15 protein-coding genes are annotated in these 17,575 nt (G+C 29.2%); 5 read left to right on the top strand and 10 right to left on the bottom strand.

Annotated features, from left to right (window positions below; genetic code table 11):
- Nucleotides 1-32: 32 nt before the first annotated feature.
- Complete coding sequence (locus JL105_RS01185; RefSeq protein ID WP_132025535.1) at nucleotides 33-1,394, top strand: YjiH family protein; 1,362 nt, start codon at nucleotides 33-35, stop codon at nucleotides 1,392-1,394.
- 165 nt (nucleotides 1,395-1,559) lie between these two features.
- Here JL105_RS01185 and rocF read toward each other — a convergent pair whose 3' ends face one another.
- Nucleotides 1,560-2,459, bottom strand: coding sequence for an arginase (gene rocF, locus JL105_RS01180; protein ID WP_132025537.1), 900 nt, complete (start codon nucleotides 2,457-2,459; stop codon nucleotides 1,560-1,562).
- A gap of 337 nt (nucleotides 2,460-2,796) precedes the next feature.
- On the opposite strand from rocF, the gene JL105_RS01175 reads away from it, so the two are divergent.
- The 3 genes from JL105_RS01175 to JL105_RS01165 are packed head-to-tail and all read left to right on the top strand — an operon-like array spanning nucleotide 2,797 to nucleotide 6,496.
- The gene (locus tag JL105_RS01175; protein WP_132025539.1) at nucleotides 2,797-3,861 is read left to right on the top strand and encodes an ABC transporter substrate-binding protein; all 1,065 of its coding nucleotides are present in this window, start codon (nucleotides 2,797-2,799) and stop codon (nucleotides 3,859-3,861) included.
- Nucleotides 3,851-5,512 carry an ABC transporter permease gene (locus tag JL105_RS01170; RefSeq protein WP_132025541.1) on the top strand — a complete coding sequence of 554 codons (1,662 nt, stop codon included), beginning with the start codon at nucleotides 3,851-3,853 and terminating at the stop codon, nucleotides 5,510-5,512. The genes JL105_RS01175 and JL105_RS01170 overlap by 11 nt, the downstream gene beginning before the upstream one ends.
- 3 nt (nucleotides 5,513-5,515) lie before the next feature.
- Entirely contained in the window at nucleotides 5,516-6,496 is a 981-nt protein-coding gene (locus tag JL105_RS01165; protein WP_132025543.1) for an ABC transporter ATP-binding protein, read from the top strand.
- A 244-nt stretch (nucleotides 6,497-6,740) separates the two neighbouring features.
- Here the strand turns inward: JL105_RS01165 and JL105_RS01160 are convergent, their stop codons facing one another.
- The 8 genes from JL105_RS01160 to JL105_RS01125 form a co-directional block, all read right to left on the bottom strand.
- Nucleotides 6,741-7,688, bottom strand: a complete 948-nt coding sequence (locus JL105_RS01160; RefSeq protein WP_132025545.1) for an SPFH domain-containing protein — start codon at nucleotides 7,686-7,688, stop codon at nucleotides 6,741-6,743.
- Between the two features lie 29 nt (nucleotides 7,689-7,717).
- A complete protein-coding gene (locus JL105_RS01155; RefSeq protein ID WP_202690551.1) occupies nucleotides 7,718-8,524 on the bottom strand; it encodes a TPM domain-containing protein in 807 nt (268 codons plus the stop codon).
- On the bottom strand, nucleotides 8,524-9,549 hold the full coding sequence (locus tag JL105_RS01150; RefSeq protein ID WP_132025547.1) for a TFIIB-type zinc ribbon-containing protein: 1,026 nt from the start codon (nucleotides 9,547-9,549) through the stop codon (nucleotides 8,524-8,526). Before JL105_RS01150 ends, JL105_RS01155 begins: the two co-directional genes overlap by 1 nt.
- A gap of 69 nt (nucleotides 9,550-9,618) precedes the next feature.
- Nucleotides 9,619-10,299: a PspA/IM30 family protein gene (locus JL105_RS01145; protein WP_132025549.1), complete on the bottom strand. Its 681-nt coding sequence runs from the start codon at nucleotides 10,297-10,299 to the stop codon at nucleotides 9,619-9,621.
- Between the two features lie 94 nt (nucleotides 10,300-10,393).
- A complete protein-coding gene (gene murJ, locus JL105_RS01140; RefSeq protein ID WP_132025551.1) occupies nucleotides 10,394-11,941 on the bottom strand; it encodes a murein biosynthesis integral membrane protein MurJ in 1,548 nt (515 codons plus the stop codon).
- Nucleotides 11,938-12,216, bottom strand: coding sequence for a hypothetical protein (locus JL105_RS01135; RefSeq protein WP_132025553.1), 279 nt, complete (start codon nucleotides 12,214-12,216; stop codon nucleotides 11,938-11,940). Before JL105_RS01135 ends, murJ begins: the two co-directional genes overlap by 4 nt.
- Before the next feature lie 55 nt (nucleotides 12,217-12,271).
- A complete protein-coding gene (locus JL105_RS01130; RefSeq protein ID WP_132025555.1) occupies nucleotides 12,272-12,601 on the bottom strand; it encodes an acyltransferase family protein in 330 nt (109 codons plus the stop codon).
- 41 nt (nucleotides 12,602-12,642) lie between these two features.
- Nucleotides 12,643-13,488: an S-layer homology domain-containing protein gene (locus JL105_RS01125; RefSeq protein ID WP_132025557.1), complete on the bottom strand. Its 846-nt coding sequence runs from the start codon at nucleotides 13,486-13,488 to the stop codon at nucleotides 12,643-12,645.
- Nucleotides 13,489-13,722: 234 nt separating this feature from the next.
- Here JL105_RS01125 and JL105_RS01120 point away from each other — a divergent pair, with 234 nt between their 5' ends.
- Nucleotides 13,723-15,807: a methyl-accepting chemotaxis protein gene (locus tag JL105_RS01120; protein WP_132025559.1), complete on the top strand. Its 2,085-nt coding sequence runs from the start codon at nucleotides 13,723-13,725 to the stop codon at nucleotides 15,805-15,807.
- Between the two features lie 47 nt (nucleotides 15,808-15,854).
- On the opposite strand, the gene JL105_RS01115 is transcribed toward JL105_RS01120, so the two are convergent.
- Nucleotides 15,855-17,507: a M20/M25/M40 family metallo-hydrolase gene (locus tag JL105_RS01115; protein WP_132025561.1), complete on the bottom strand. Its 1,653-nt coding sequence runs from the start codon at nucleotides 17,505-17,507 to the stop codon at nucleotides 15,855-15,857.
- Between the last annotated feature and the right edge of the window lie 68 nt (nucleotides 17,508-17,575).

Raw genomic sequence — 17,575 nt, 5'->3', positions numbered from 1 at the left:
TATAGTAAAAACAAACAAGGGGGAGGTACTAAATGGGTAATCCATATGAAGAAAAGAATTTTTCAGTTACTGATTATTTAAAGTTTATTCTACCTTCGCTTATTGGAATTGTTTTATTAATGTTTCCCTTTAAATATGAAGGAGAAACAACCATCGTAGTTGCTTTGTTAGCTGGAAAGCTAACAGAATTATTAAAACCTGTCTTACCTACAATTGTTTTATTGGTTATAGCTTTTTCCAGTATTATGACTTTAATTTATAAACTATTCAAACCTAATTTTATAGAAAATAACGAATATTTGAAGTCCACATTTTCTGTATCTAATTTTTGGCTTGGAACTAGAATTGTTGGATTAATACTGGCTATTCTAGTATATTTAGAAATAGGTCCAGAATGGATTTGGTCTGGAGATACTGGTGGATTAATACTTCATGATTTAATATTAGGATTATTTTCTATTTTCCTATTTGCAGGATTTTTATTACCTTTCTTAACAGATTTTGGACTATTAGAATTTGTAGGAGCATTACTTACTCCTATAATGAGACCAGTATTTAAGTTACCAGGTCGCTCATCCATTGATTGTATTGCATCCTTTGTAGGAGACGGCACTATTGGTGTAGCATTGACTAATAAACAGTATGAAGAAGGATATTATACTACAAGGGAAGCTGCTGTTATAGCTACTACTTTTTCAGTTGTATCTATTACATTTTGCTTAGTAGTTTTAGAAGCAGTTGATCTAACTCATCTATTTGGTCCTTATTATTTGACAGTACTTATTTCTGGAATAATTGCAGCTATTATAATGCCTAGGATTCCACCTTTGTCTAAAAAAGAAGATACGTACTATACTGGTAAAAAGATGGATATAGGAGAAGATATTCCAGAAGGACTTACAAGTTTTCAATGGGGTACTTATTTAGCAGTAAAAAGAGCAGAAGAAAGCAGTAATATAAAAGAATTTATTATTAATGGCTTTCAGACCGTTTTAGATATGTGGCTAGGAGTATTACCTGTAATAATGGCTTTTGGTACTATAGCTCTTATTATTGCAGAATCTACTCCAATATTTGATTGGTTAGGGATGCCCTTTATTCCAATTTTAAAATTATTTAAAATCCCTTATGCAGTTGAAGCTTCTAGAACTATGGTAGTAGGATTTGCAGATATGTTTTTACCTTCAGTTATAGGATCTGCTATTCCTAGTGAAATGACACGATTTGTAGTAGCTACAGTTTCCGTAACTCAATTAGTTTATTTATCTGAAGTAGGAGCTGTTATATTAGGTTCTAGAATTCCTGTATCCTTAGGAGAATTATTCATAATATTTATTGAAAGGACTTTAATAACATTACCTATAATATCTATAGCTGCTCATATACTATTTTAATATCCTTATATTTAATTAATTATAATTAATTAAATATAATAATTTATATTATTAAAGCAGAAATCCTAATTATTAAAAGATTTCTGCTTTAATATTTTCTTATATATACTTACATATTTAAAAACCTATCAAATAAATGATATCATCTAATATTAATAAAAATTATTATTTAATTACTTTGAAAATCCAATCTATTAAATGAATACATGTATTAAGTGTGATATCGTTTTCATCAAGAAAAGGATTAAATTCTACAAAATCCATTGATTTTATTAAACCAGTATTTAAAAAACATTCCAATACTCGTTTACCTTCTTCTAAGGTAAACCCATTTTCAACAGGAGTACCAGTTCCTGGCACTATAGATTTATCTAGTACATCTATATCATAACTTAGATGTACTCCTTTTACGTTAGAGGTAATAATCTTGTTTAAAATTTCTTCTGCTACATTTTCAATGCCCAATTCTTTTACTTTATTCATAGTATAAAGATTAAGATTTAGTATCTTTGCTAATTCTATTTCACCTTCGTCTAAATCACGAGCTCCAACAATATATACATTATCTGGATTAACCTTTGCTCCTTTATAGTATACATTTACCATAGAATCTTCCCCTATCCCCATCGCTGCTGCTAATGGCATACCATGAGCATTGCCTGAAGGTGATGTTTCATGGGTATTAATATCACCATGAGCATCTATCCATATTACTGCCAAATCATTAAAATACCTACTAGCACCTGATATACTTCCCAATCCAATGGAATGATCTCCACCCAATATAAATGGAAAAGATTTAGAAGTTAAGGAACTATAAACTAAATGAGCTAAATTATTATTTGTGTTTACTATAGCATCCAAATATTTAATTTTTTTATGAGAAACAAATTTGTCAGAAGGAGGTATATATGGCACAAATAGATTTCCAAAATCATATAATCTTTTGTCATTTTGAGTTATTAAACTTATAATACCTTTTCCCCTTAGCTTGTCTGGGCCATATTGTACCCCATCTCTGTCAGAACCATACATTATTGGAACTCCAATTAATGTAATATCCATTTTATTACCCCCTTTAATTTATTCATAAATATAAAAAATAAAATACAAATTTATAATAAAAAAATTGTCGATATTTTTGTTATTATTTGCAATATTGATAATATTTGCCTTATTTCATTATATCAGATTGATTTTTTAAATCAATCAAATTTCTTTGTTATAAAATCTTTATCTTAATCTTGTCATAACCAAAGCTTTTATTTTTCTTATAAAATTTATCTATAATAGCTCTTTGTTCCATAAAATTAATTTATTTGACTCAATATCTTATCAATGCTAACCTATCTTTTGATGATTAAAATATTGTATAATCATAAAAATTGAGGAGTGATAAAATATGGAAAAACGAATATTTGCATTGTTTATGATTTTTATCCTTTCTTTTGGACTTGTAGCTTGTGAAAAAAATGATATTTCACAAAAAAATAATACTACATCTACAGAAGTTTCAAAAAAAACTAACGATAAACCTTTTGAAGGAACTACTTTAAGTGTATTGGTAGCTTATGGTGGAGCCGATACTACTTTTGAAAAATTTACTGAAGAAACTGGCATCAAAGTAGATTTTTTAAGTATGTCTACAGGATCTGCTCTTGCTAAACTTCAAGCTGAAGATGGAAAAACTGAAGCAGATATTTGGTTTGGTGGTGGAGTTGACAGTTATTTAAACGCTCGAGATTTAGGCTATCTAGAACCATATAAGTCACCTGAACTATCGGCTATCAATCCTCAATACTGTGATAAAGATGGGTATTTTTCAGGACTGGCACTAGTACCTGCAGGTTGGATAGTCAACAACGATATATTAGAAGAAAAAGGTTTAGAACCTCCTAAAACTTGGGAAGATTTAGCTGATCCTAAATATAAAGGTGAAGTAATCATGGCTGACCCTGCAATTTCCGGAACTAATTATGCTATAGTTAGTGGTCTTATACAAGCTTGGGGAGAAGAAAAGGCTTGGGACTATTTTGAAAGACTTAGTAAAAATATAGATTTCTTTGCTCAAGGCGGAGGTGAACCTCTAGAGAAAGTAGCTGCTGGAGAATTTGCTATAGGCATAGTAGCTATAACTGGTGGAACCTATGCTGTTGGAGAAACAAGTCCCACATCAGTTATATATCCAGAAGATTTGATTCCATGGACACCAGCACCAATCGCTATATTTAAAAATACTAAAAATCTTGAAGCAGCTAAAGTGTTTGTAGATTGGTATTTATCCAAACATGGGCAAGAAATACTAAGAGAAGCTGATGCTAGAATAATGGCCAGAGATGATGTAGAAGTTCCTGAGTTAATGAAGGAATTGGATAAAAGTAAACTAATCGACTTTGACCTAGAATTAATGGGTAGCGAACGAGAAGCAATTTTAAAAAAGTGGAAGGAAATAGTCGGTGATAAATAAAATTGGAATTAAGGAAAGGGTAAAATTTACTCTTTCCTTTGACTCTATATTAGACCTATTAATTCTATGGACGCTTATTATTAGTTTACTTTTATTCATTTTATATCCTATAGTTATGGTAATATCTACTAGTTTCTTCTATAGAGGTACTTTTACATTAGAAAACTATAAAAATTTATTTACTCAAAATAATTTAAAATTGATTAAAAACAGTTTGTTTGTAGTCAGTATATCTTCTATATTAGCTGCAATTTTCTCATTATGTATAGCTTTATACACTTTTAATCAAAAAAGAAAATTTCAAAATATTATACTAAAAGCCTTAATGATATCTATGATATCACCTCCTTTTGTTTCCTCTTTAGCTTTAATTGCACTATTTGGTCGACGAGGATTAATTACTCATAATCTATTAGGTTTAAGTGTCAATCCTTATGGATGGCAAGGAATTATATTACTTCAAACTTTAGGGAAAATTCCACTATCTACTATAATGATAATCACAGCTTTAAATTCTATTGATATGATGCAATTACTTGCTTCTAGAGATTTAGGAGCAAGTCCTAGTGATACTTTAAAAAATATAATTTTACCAGCACTATCTCCTACAATATTAGCAGTATTGTTTTTAAACTTTACCATGAATTTAGCAGACTTTGGAACTCCTATTATTATTGGTGGGAAATTTAAAATGTTAGCTACAGAGACTTATAAAACTATATTTGCTAGTGCCGATTTAGGAAAAGCTGCTGCTATGTCAGTACTTTTAATTCCTCCAGCTATTTTAGCTTTCTTGTTTTATAGAAAAAATATGAAAAACATTAATAATAAATCTAATGGGAATAAGGTACTTGATAATTCAGAATATCATTTTGAGCTTCCTTCAGGCTTAAATATAATCTTAGGCTTAATAACTACAATTTTTTTCTTAATAATCATATTAAAATATGGAAGCATATTTTTATTATCTATATCTAATAATGCTTCAGGCCGTTTAACATTTACACTAGATCATATTAAAAAAGTAAAATCTTTATATCTAACAACGTTTATTCGTTCTATAGTGTTTGCCATAATTGCAGGAATAGTATCTTCAATATTAGGAATTTTATTATCTTATTATACTCATAGAAGAAATATAAAAGGTATGAAATATATGGAATTTATATCTTCTCTACCATATATTATACCAGGCATATTCTTTGGATTAGGATATATAGTTGGATTTAACAACAAACCTTTACTTCTTACTGGTACTACCGCTATTGTAATATTAAATTCTACTTTTAGACATATATCAGTAGCTAATAAGGCTGCTAATGCAGCATTTGCTAACATAGATACTAGAATAGAAGATGCTGCTAAAGATTTAGGAACATCCAAAGTACAAACTATCATAAATATTATACTGCCACTACTAAAACCAGTATTTTTAACTAGCTTTATAAATACATTCACCGCTTGCATGACTAGTGTAGGAGCTATTATATTTCTAGTTTCCCCAAAAAATGTAGTTGCCAGTGTTGTAATGTTTAAAGATATCCAAAGAGGCGGATATGGACAAGCTGCTGTAATGGCTAGTATATTAGTTTTAATCACAATTAGTGTAAATTTAATCACTATGAAACTACTCGATAAAAAGGAGGTATAGACTATGTTCCTCAAATTAATAAATTTAACTAAATTATTTGATGAAGAAAATGGAATAAAAAATGTTAATATAGATGTAAATGAGGGAGAGTTTGTTACCATTCTAGGTCCTTCTGGCTGTGGTAAAACCACTACATTAAACCTAATTGGTGGATTTTTAAAAGCAGATAGCGGTAAAATCCTATTAGAAGGAATAAATATATTAGAACTACCTCCTGAAAAACGTCCTGTATCCACAGTATTTCAATCTTATGCATTATTTCCTCATATGAATGTAATAGAAAACGTAAGTTATGGAATACGATTTTATAGGAAAGAAAATAAGAAAAAAGCTTTAGAAATCGCTCAAGAATATATAGATATAGTTGGATTAACAGGCTATGAACAATACAAAATAGGACATTTAAGTGGTGGTCAACAGCAAAGAGTTGCATTGGCTCGTTCCATGGCTACTAATCCAAAAATATTGCTTTTAGATGAGCCATTAAGCAATTTAGACGCTTCTCTCAGAATAAAAATGAGAAAAGAGTTAAAAGAATTACAAAAAAAATTAAATATTACAATGATATTTGTAACCCATGATCAAAGTGAAGCTTTAAGTCTTTCAGATAAAATAGTAGTTATGGACAAGGGTAAAGTTGTACAAATTGGTTCCCCTATGGAAGTATATTTTTCTCCTTCAAATAATTACGTTGCTTCATTTATAGGAAAATCCAATATAGTGAATATTAATGGCGAAAATTTTCTTGTTAGACCAGAAGATATTCGTATGAATATAAATCCTCAAGGTAAATACACTATAACAGATAAAATTTTCATGGGACAATTTACTGAATATATAGTTTCAAAAAAAGACAAATATATTGAAGTTAATTTAAGTGGAAAAGAAAATACAAAATTTCAAATAGGTGATAAAGTAGACTTAGAAATGTTATATAAAACCAAAATAGAACCTCCTAAAGAATATAGTATAAAAAATTTATAATTTTTTATGAAAAAACACTTGACATTCTATGATATATATGTTATACTATAGTTGCAAAAGGTAGACAGGAAATGTAATTCTGTTATCACGGAGGTGATAGCATGAAATTACAAGTACTGATCTACTTAATGCAAACAACAGCATCGTGCGTACTAAAGAGGTTGACTAAACCATAGGAGCAAAGCACGTATCCCAGTGGAATCTTCGGATTCCACTGGGATACGTGCTTTTTGTAATAATATTTTTATATTAGCTTTTGCCCACAATTAGAACAAAATTTACCTTCTCCTGTTTTCTCACCACAATTTGGACAGAAATTTGGCTTAGTCTCATTGCTTTCATCGGATTTATCTTTTTCTACATTTTTCATCATTTCTTTAGCTACATTCATCCCCATTACCATACCTGCTACATCAGAGGCAGTACCACCGCCCTTTACTTTTCCTGAAGATATACCATCAGTCATTGAAACCTGCTGATATTTACCTAAATCCCCCACCATATTATAAGAAGCCACTTTATTAATCATCTGTTGAATTTCCTCTGGATAATTAAAACTCATTATATTAAAACCTGTAATAGTTATACCACTATTCAACACTTCCATGTCTAAATCTTCCTTTATACCCTTAGCTATTTCATAAGCATTAGCTTGAAGATTAAATATATCTTTTCCTTCCATGCTAATCCATTTCATAAGTAGCTGGTCTAATATGGAAGTAATTCTTAATTTTACATCTTCCACCAAGTAAAAATCCCTAACTCCTGCAATCTTGTCAATTAATGCTATATAATCGTCAACTTTAAAATTAAAAGTACCATTAGCTCGAACTGGAAGCCCTCCTGGTAGATGGGGAGTAGGTATGTTTATTGCATTTTTAGTACCCCATTTTACAGTAAATTCTTTAGTATTTACAAATAATACCTCTGCTCTTATCCCTGTATTAAAGCCAAATTTAAATCCCTTTAATGTTGATAAAAATGGAATAATTTCTGATTCTATATCATAATCTCCTTCATCCTTAAATATCCCTTCAATTTTACCATTATATAAAAATATAGCATCTTGCCCTGGACGTATAATTAACCTGCTTCCTTTTTTTATCTCCTTATTAGTCCATTTCCAAAATATCATATCATCTCTAAACTCTTCCCATTCTACTACATTAGCAAACTGCCCTTTAAATATCATACACCATCATCCCTTTCCTAGATATTTATCTAAAAATTGCCTTTACTACCACTATGAGAATGTCCTCCTTTAGTTATTCCTCCACCACCTCTACTAATTCCACTGCTACCACCTCTATTATTGTTATTATTAGATACTCTTTTATGTTTAGTAACAGATGTTCTCAAATAGATGTCCCTTCTATTTATAATTTTAGAAGTACTAAAATCCCTGTAGGTTCCTTCATAAACTGTTGATCTACCAGCGGAATTATATGCCATAGACCCTACCACTATTCCAGCAATTATTAAAGACATAACAACTTGAAAACTTGTCTTAAACAATATATTATCTGGATCAACTCCTGGTTTGATCCCCATGTATTTATAAGAAGTTTTTATAAATTTCTCAAAAGCCTTATAAAAATCTCCATTAGATAAATCCAAAGCTATATTATCTCGAATCAGATCCAGCCTATAATCATCTAGATATTCTTCCCCTTTATAAAAACCAGCTAAATATATACCTCTATTATTCATATCTATAGTTAATATAACTGCATTCCCACAAGGTTTGTCATAACCTAAAGCATTATCATCATAAAAGTCTTCAGTATATTCTACTATATCTTTTCCATCAGTATCATATGTAGTTAATATGATAAAATCCGTATCCCTTTTAGCACTATATTTTTGTGATAATTCCTCTAATTTTTCTATTTCATCTACATTTAATAGATTAGCAAAATCATATACTCTTTTATTTACTTTAGAACTAGCTAATACCATTGAAACACTTAAATTTATAAATATGATAAATAATATAATAAAAATATAACCTCTAAATCTTCTCTTCACTAGAGCCCACCTCCCAGCATTAAAGCAATTATCTTAAGAACTATAAATGTAGCTCCAGCTACTCCCCCAAACCAAGCTACAACTTTTCCAAAGCTAATAGGAGGTTTTCCTACTACTTTTCCTGTCTGCCCATTCATAGCAAAAATATGCTCTGATTTATTATAATCATAATAAAGCATCCAAACCGGGAGAAGAGTATAATAAGCATGGGTATTCCTAGTATCAATCCTTTTATCCTTGTATCTAACGGAAGAATAACCTGTAATAGTAGAATTTATATATGAATTTATATAGTTTTCTATTTTAGTTTTAGCTCTAGGTAAAAGCTCTTCTTCATCATAATTGTATTTTTCTGCAATATATCCTGCTAAATAAGGAGTTTTAAAATCCTTTAATTCTTGATAGTTATAGGGTTCTAATTTATCCATAAGCTCATCATTCATTTTTTCTGATGCATCTACTGGAACTTTTAAATAATCTAAATTTATATCTCTATATACATCATAATATCTAGTTTCTGTATATACATAATCTCCTCTAACATAGGTTCTAACTTTAGTGCAAAGGGCATTTACCTGTACTCTAGAATTTAAATCATACAACCAAAAAGGTACATACATACCTGTAATATTTTTTATTCTATCAGCAGTCATAAATCCCTTTGGAGTAAGTTTACCATTTCGGCACCATTTCCTAAAAGCTTTTATAGCTTCCTCTTTACTTATAGTAAATGGAATTACCTTGGAAGGCGCCATATTCCCAGACAATTTATCAGCCAAAACCACCCCAGCACCACAAAAACTACAGGTAGTTGCCATAGTATCAGCATCTGTAATTAACACTGCACCACAATTTTTACAATGATATTCTTTTGCTTCATTTTCAGAAAAATGGGCACTTCTAAACTCATCAGGAAAAGTTTCAACATCATCTTCTCTACCACAACTATAACAAGATAACTTTCCTGTTTCAGCATCAAAAGCCATATCGGCTCCGCAATTAGGACATTTATAGTGGATTACCAAATTAAAACCCCCTTTATTAAAAACAATCAATATTGAAGCTGTAGCTTTGGCTACAGCTTCAATATTAAACTATTCCTTATTCTTTATTTTCTCCTTAAGTATAGCTAATTCTTCATCTATATTATTATCTTTATTATCATATTTAGCAGTTAAATCCTTTATATCATCTTTAGGTCCTCTATTTAACTCAGCCATTGCATTCGCTTCATCTAATGCCCTATTTACCTTGTCTTCCATTCTATCAAAAGCAGATATAGAACGATTAGCATCTGATACTGAAGAACTAATTTTATTAATTTTTTCTTGAGTTTTAGCTACTGACATTTTCCCTTTTAACATGGATCTTCGTGCTTCTAATTCATTAATATCAGAAATTAACTTATCATGCATCTCTCTCATATGTTCTGCATTGGACTTAGCAAGATTGTAGGCTTCTTCTAGTCCTTTTTCTTTTTCTGCTAATTCAGCTTTCCTTTCTAAAAATTTTCTAGCATCCTCTTCATTTCCTGCTTCCAAAGCCTTTATGGCGTAATTTTCCATTTTACTTATATCCTCTTGACATTCCCTTAGTTCCCTTTTAGCTCTTTGTTCTTCTGCCATGATAGAGGCAGTTTCAGCCTTCACCTTACCTAAATCACTGTTTAAATTTCTTAAAATCTGATCTATCATTTTCTCTGGATCTTCAGCTTTATCTAATAATGCATTTATATTACTAGACATTATCTCCTTAAACCTAGTCAGTATACTCATAGTATTCCCTCCCCTTAGTATTATTCTATTGTTAATAGTTATTAAATTATATCATAATGAAATTAAAATTAAATAAGAAAATCTCACCGAGTTTCTATCTCATCTTTTTAATTAAAGCTCTCAATAATATTCGCATCTCCCTTATTCTCAATGCAGAGCATACAATAACGTATAAAAACACTCCCACTACTACAGAAAGCAATAATATTAATAGATCAACTATCCATTTATTAGGCAATAAACTTACTAAACCAAAATACATAAAATAAACTACTATCCCCATTATAATAGAGGCAATTAAGGTTTTTATAAAACAACTTAAATATCTTTTTAGTCCTATCCTTCCTAACTTTTTTTTCAAGTCGATAAATAGTAGTAAAGTAGTAAAAGTAGCAGATATACTAGTGGCTAAAGCCAATCCTGAATGTCCCATAGGCTTTATTAAAATTAAATTTAAAACTATATTCAATCCAACGGCTAAAACCCCATTAAGCATTGGAGTTTTAGTATCCTGAAAAGAATAATATACTCGATTTAACATAAGCCTTAACGAGGAACCTACCAAACCCACAGAATAAAAAATCAATGCTTGAGAAGTCATATAAGTTGCTACTTTATCAAAAGCTCCCCTTTGAAAAAATATCCTCACCATAGGCTTAGCTAATATAAATATCCCAATAGTAGCAGGAATCGTTACTATAAGTATTATATTTATACCTTGTCCCATTATTTTCTTAATTTGCATATTGTCTTCTTGAGAAAATGCTCTAGATAACATAGGAAATATTACAGTCGTTATAGCCATTACAAATACTGATATAATAATATCACTTATCCTAGAAGCATAAGTTAAAGCTGAAATACTTCCTTCTACCAAGCTAGAAGCTAAGGTTTTATCTATTATTGTATTTATCTGTTGCACTGCTGAACCTAACATTACTGGTAATATTAATATTAATGTCTTTTTTAAATATGGATCCTTCAAATCAATATCACAACTATAGCGATAGCCTTGATGCTTTATAGCTGGTACTTGAATTAAAAATTGTGTAGACGCTGCTATTACACTAGTTAACATCAATCCTTGTATATTCCCTTCTTCAGCAAAAAATAGTAAAAATATTATATATACTAAGTTATAAGGAAGTCCCATTATAGCTGGAGGTCCAAATATCTCACTGCTATGAAGGTATCCAGAAAACACATAGGTAAATCCTAAAAATACTATGATAGGTAAACCTATTCTATTTAATTTTACCGCTAAAGTAAATTGTTCTCCTGTAAAACCCTTAGCTAATACTTTTATAACTAATGGAGACAAGAAAAAACCTAAAAGAGCCAATATAATAGTTATAAAAAATACCATATTTAACACATTATTTAAAAATTTTAGTTTGGCTTCTTTCCCACTTTTTTCCTCTATTTCTGTAAATATAGGTATTAAAGTGGTGTTTAAAGAAGAACCTATGGTAGTCATTATAATTACTGTTGCTGTCATAGCTACAAAGTAAGTATCTGTTTCATAACCAGAACCATATGTAGAAGCTATTAATACTTCCCTTAAAAAACCTAAAAACTTACTTATTAATGTAAATATTGCAATCATGGCTGCTGATTGTACTACTTTGCGAGTGCTTGTCATACATATTCTTCCTCTCTTCGATTTCTTGGTATATATTTTGGATGGGAAAAATATACCCCAAAAGAATAAATGCCAAATTGTTTTATAGCACCATATTTACCCACCATCCTTCTAGTAATCCAAATAAGTAAAGGCAAAGTAAATAAAGCATATATCATAGTATGAGGTCTAATAGAACCAAATTTACCATTATAATATACTTGCCCAATATAAAGAAAAGCAGAAACTATATATCCTATAAATATACCCTTTATATTTTTTTCAATAAAATCCACAAATTTATTGTAATGTATTCCTATTATTCCTCCCCCTATGAAATAAAAGCACCAGCTAAATAAAGTTTTCCAATAGTAGCGATTGATTATTCGAAGACCATATTATATAAGGCAAAAATATAAATTTTACTTTTTTCTTATAATATCTACCAATATCAAGTTCATTTATGGATCTATAATTGTAAAACAAAACCAAACCTGAAAGCATCATAAATATAGGGCTTCCAAATCTAAAAAACTGATTTAAAAAAATTCCAAGATACATAGCTTTAGATCCATATTCTGAATGAACAGCAAAGCCCCCAGTTGCATGGATAATAAGTATACCTATGGCAGCTATAGCTCTAATATAATCTATCTCTTCTATTCTCTTACGTCTTGTCATTTAAATTCTCCTTCTGCTTTATTATTTATTACATTTATATATTATATCATAAAAATATCCCCCATTATAAAATTATAAGGGGGATTCCCAATATCTTTTTTATCTATTTCTATAGTTATGATTTTATATGTTATTACTTGTAATTGGTCGCTACCTTTACTTGGGGGAGATATATTTAAGCTAATAATTAAATCATTACCGCTTTTTATCACTTTATTTACTGTTACATCATAGCCTGAAGTTGGAAAAGATTTTGTTATTGTTACTAAAACTTTATTATTTTTTGTTTTTACTGTGATACCTTCTTTACCTGAATAAGATTCTGCCCTACCTAAAACTTTAAATGAAATATTAGACACATCATTTAGCAAATCATTTACTCTTTCAAGAAATATTATTGCTTCTGCTTGAGTTACATTTCTAAAAGGAGCATACTTTGTATTAGATATACCAGATATTAAATTTTTACTATACAATGCTGCTATACTTTCTTTTTCTTCTTTAGACAATTGATTTATATCTTTAAAAGTAGTTTTTTCGTTGCTTACTGGGATTATAGATTCTTCAATAAGTTTCTTACCTACTATGTTAGCCATCTTTGCCCTATTTAAATTAATTTTCTCACCAACTATAGAATTTTTATACCCTTTATCCTTCAATAAAGATGAAAAAGATAATAAAAATTCATCTTCTCTTATAGTTCCATTGGGATTAAAATGTTTAAAATCATCATTTGCTAAATAAGGAAAATACTTTATTACAAAATCTTTCCTTATTTTATCCTTAGCCCAATGGTTTGATAATTTGTCATTTATGTCTGCAAAAACAATATTACTTGTGGATAAAATAAATACAAATATTAAAATAATAGACAATGTTTTTCTCATATAATCACACCTCAAATCTTCTTTTTATATAACTTTCATTTTTATTATATCACATATATGTGCTTAATAAATTACATTATGGTTACAATAATATTTTTTTCTAATTAAAAACATTTTTCAAAAAAATGAAGGATATTATAAACTTTTGTCTAATATTTAAAATATAAAATACTTTCTATATATTTAAATAATAAACAAAATAATATATAATATATTAAAAAAGGAAGTGGAAAAATGAAATTTAAATTAAAAAAACCAAAGTTGCCTAAATTTAATAAGTTTAATAGAAATAAAAAAGAGATTAAAAGTATTAGTAGAAATATGATTATATCCACTACTTCTATATTAATAATATTAACTTTAGTGCTAGGAATAACTACATATTTCATATCAAAACATGAATTAATTAAAACTAATGAAGAACTGTTGCTAAATAAAGCTGTAGATTCTGCCACCATAGTAGATGAACAAATTAAAAGTAGCACTCTCTCTATAGCTACTTTAAGCAGCCTAGAAATAATCGCTAATCCCGATATTCCAAAAGAAGAAAAATTACAGACATTAAAAGAAGAAAGAGGTAAATTAAATTTATCCAGTATTGGCATAGCAGATATAAAAGGTCAATTTGTTTTAGAAGATGGAAAAACTATGGATATACGTGAAACAGAACATTTTAAAAAAGCTTATGCTGGAAAATATTATTTTTCTGAACCTTTTGTCAATGAATTAACTGGAAATTTAGAAGTAGCCATATCAGCACCTATAAAATATAGAGGAGTTAATTTAGGTGTCATAGTAGGTTTTAAACCAGCAGAAGACTTTTATAAAATAGCAAAAAATATAAAAATTGGTGAAAAAGGCTTTGCATATATATTAAATGACTCAGCTGATGTAATATCTCATCCTACTATAACTGATAAAACAAATATAAATAATGAAGTCAGCATAAATTTTACTAACTTAAAAAATAAAGTATCTAAAAAATATTCAAATGAAATAGCAAAAATGGAAGATATGATAATGAAAGGTAAACCTGGTATAGGCAAGTATATGAATAAAGATGGTGAAATAATTTACCTAGGATTTGCGCCTATTAAATCTAAAAATTGGACTCTTATAGTTAATATAAGCCAATCAGAAGCATTAGCAGGATTAACTTCTATGAGAAATACTTTAATAATAACAATAATAATTGCAATTATTGTTGGTATTGTTTTTTCTTTATTATTTAGTAAAAGTATTACAAAACCCATTATTCAAATAACAACTCAAGCTTATAATATATCACAGCTAAATTTAAGAGAAAATATAGATGAAAAATTAATATCAAGAAAAGATGAATTAGGTAAGTTAGCATATTCTTTACAAATTGTTATAGACAATATGAGAAATTTTTCAAAAGAAATACAAGAATCTTCTCATCAAGTAGCAGCTGCTTCAGAAGAATTGGCAGCTATATCAGAAGAATCAACCGCAGCAGCAACTAATATAGCAGAAAGCTCTAGTGAAATTGCTGAAAATTCTCATAATCAATTAAATGAAATTATAAATATAACTAATTCCATAAAAAACATATCTACTCAAATAGAACATGTTTCTTCCGAAACCAACAATGCTGAAGATATTACCAAAAATGTGCTTGGAAAAACTAAAGTTGGAAAAGATAAAATGGATGAAGTAATAATACAAATGGGAAATATAGAAAATAGCACTACTAGTGTAAAAAGTTCCTTAGATAATATAACCTCTAGTTCTAGAGAAATGAATAAAATATTAGAGGTTATCCAAGATATTACAGAACAAACAAATTTATTAGCTTTAAACGCTGCTATAGAAGCTGCTAGAGCAGGAGAAGCTGGAAGAGGATTTGCAGTAGTAGCAGATGAAATAAGAAAATTAGCTGAAGAAACCCAAAATTCAACTAAAGAAATATATACTTTATTGATTAATAATAACACTATAATTAAAGAAACCAATAATAAAATGGATTACAGTAGCAAAGAAGTAAATTTAGGAGTTAATAGAGTTAATGAAGCTAAAGAAACATTTGATGAAATTTCAAAATTAATTGTTCAAATAGATAATACAATAAATGAAATCATAAAATCAATAGGCAGTGTAGAAAACTATGTAGATTCATTAGTAAGCTCTTCCACCTCCATAGAAAATATGAGTGAAGAAATTGCAGCTCAAATTCAAAATTCTTCAGCTGCATCTCAAGAACAAATGGCATCTATGGAAGAAATTACTTCTTCTACAGAAAGTCTCGCAAAATTAGCGGAAGAATTACAAATGTTAATTGGGAATATCAAATTTTAGTGTAAAAGGTAGTGCAAAAGGGACAATCCCTTTTGCACTACTAATTTTTAACTTAATAAAGTTTTTACAGTATTATAAGTAATATTAGGTACAATTTCAAAAGTATGCTTCATATGGACTCTTTCTGTCATCTTATGACCATCCTTTCCATAACTACCTATATTTACAATTGGTACATTCATTGCCATTACATCTTCCACATTATAAAAATATTTAGAGCCCCAAGCAGGCATGTTCTTTTCTAGATATAATATATCTTCAGGAGTATCACTTAAAGACATAAAACTTAAATCTGATATATATGGATAAAACATTTTAGTTACTATAGGTTTATCTGAATATTTACCAACAAATTCTATAGAATTATTTACGCTATCTATTAAATTTCTCTCTAACTTTGTTTCCCCAGTTATTTCAATCCTTGCACTATAAGTAGATGAAAAATATATTATAATAGCAGGACTCTTATCAACTGACCACTTCCAAGCTTCCTCAACTATTTTAACACTAAATTCTCTCAAGTCTAGTTCTGGATTTTCCCTATTTAATTCTTTCGCAAAACTATCTATATAAAGTTTAAATCTATCCCCATGTATGGTATGTAATTCATTGTAAAATTCATCCCATGCATATACCCTTTTCTCCCAAGAAAGATCTCTATAAGGATAATCAGCTTTTTCACAAAACTTTCTATAAGAATTATTTAAATATTCTATTACATTATCAAATGCCTCTTCTCCTTTTTGTTTCATCTTATTCATAACATCTTTAGGAGTCATACTATAGGTAAAGAAATTGTAATATGAATTAGCCGTTAAAGCTGTCTGAACTGTGTATTTTTCCTTAAAATCTGATTGTTTCAAAGATACAGGTGGTACAGTAACCTCACCTTGAGATATATCACATAATTCTGGATTATAAGACATTAATCTAGTTAGTTCTGCCACTAACAAATTAGGATCTAATCCACTAAATACTTGCCCAACATGAGCTTCCTCTCCTACTACATAAAAGGAAGGTAGCAACTTCCCTACAGTCCCAAAATATACATAACGATTTTCATCGCCCTTATAATAAGGTGTAGAATAATCAGCATTTATACATGCTATAAATTCTAATCCTTCTTCTTGCATTTCCTTAAAAACCTTTAATGCTGTTAATATTCCATGAGAATTATCTTCTTCATCACAAGCAGCCAATGTTATCAAATGTCCGTTTAATTCTTCTGGATGTTCAGAAAAATATTTAGTTAAATACATATGTCCTGCCAGTCCCGACTTCATATCCAAAACTCCGCGTCCAAACATATATTCCCCAGAATTTATATCTTCCATTACCTCTTCCTCTAAATTCATTTCCTTTAAATGTTCCAATAACCTCTCAGGATTAAAAGCATATTCTTTTATAGATCCAAAATCCTCTACACCAACAGTATCCAAATGCCCCATAAGTATCACTGCCTTATTAGAATTTCCCTTAGTTCCCTTTACATGAGTTACTACTATATATCTTTCTATTTCATCATCTATAGTCTGTATAATTTTAAGTTGAGATGGGTTTTCCTTAAAATAAGTCAGTTTTTTGTAATATTCATATATCCACTTAGCACAATCTGCCTCCCCACTAGTTTTTACAATGCTAGGTATCTTTACCAATTCTTTAGTAATATGTTTTATTTCATCAAAACAATTTAAATACATAGGCTTCCTCCTCTCTAATAATTTTCAGAATATTGAATAACTTTTAAAGTCGGTGCCTGGCACCTATT

The organism is Keratinibaculum paraultunense (assembly GCF_016767175.1).
Lineage (GTDB): Bacteria > Bacillota > Clostridia > Tissierellales > Tepidimicrobiaceae > Keratinibaculum > Keratinibaculum paraultunense.
This window is presented reverse-complemented; position numbering and strand designations above follow the sequence as displayed.